This window comes from Sapientia aquatica (assembly GCF_004358105.1).
GTDB lineage: Bacteria > Pseudomonadota > Gammaproteobacteria > Burkholderiales > Burkholderiaceae_D > Solimicrobium > Solimicrobium aquaticum.
The window spans coordinates 1-554 of record NZ_SMYL01000055.1 but is presented as its reverse complement, the minus strand read 5'-3'; the positions used below and the strand labels follow the sequence as shown (position 1 = coordinate 554).

Annotated in this window: 1 protein-coding gene; it reads left to right on the top strand. The window is 62.8% G+C overall.

Annotated features, from left to right (window positions below):
- Positions 1 to 172: 172 nt before the first annotated feature.
- The coding region (locus tag E2I14_RS19220; RefSeq protein WP_206105695.1) for a hypothetical protein at positions 173 to 554 on the top strand (382 nt) is incomplete at its 3' end.

Below are 554 nucleotides of genomic sequence, written 5' to 3'. Positions count from 1 at the left end.
CGATCTACCACTAATAATGGCGCCGTGGTCGGGGTTACCGTTATGGCTAGACATGCCGGAGCGAGCTCAAGGGGGCAGCCGTAACGCGCCACGGAAGCGGGCGTCAGGCAAGTGGCCACCGGGGGGGCCGCCGACAAGCGTGCGGCCAAGCGGGGCAGAGGACGGGGGCGGAGTGCCGCGGCCAGCGACGCGGCCAGGAAAGGGGAAAGGGGGAAAGGGGGGAGAAAAGAGAAGGGAGGGTGAAAAGGAGAAGAGGAGGGAAAAAAAGAAGAAAAGGGGGAGAAAGGGAGAGGAAAAAGGAAGAGGAGGGGGGAGGAGGAGGGAGAAGGAAGAGGAGGAGGAGGGAAGGGAAGAGAAGGGGGGAGAAAGGGAAAAAGAAAAGCAAGGGGAGAGAAGGGGGGAGGGAAGAAGGGGGAGCAGGGCGGCGAAAAGAGGCATGAGGAGGGGTGGAGGAGGGGGAGAGGAGGGGGGGGAGGGGAAAACGGAAGGGGGGGCGGGGAAGAAGGCAGGAGAAGGAGGAGGAAAGGAGGAGAGAAGGGAGTGGAAGGATGAGG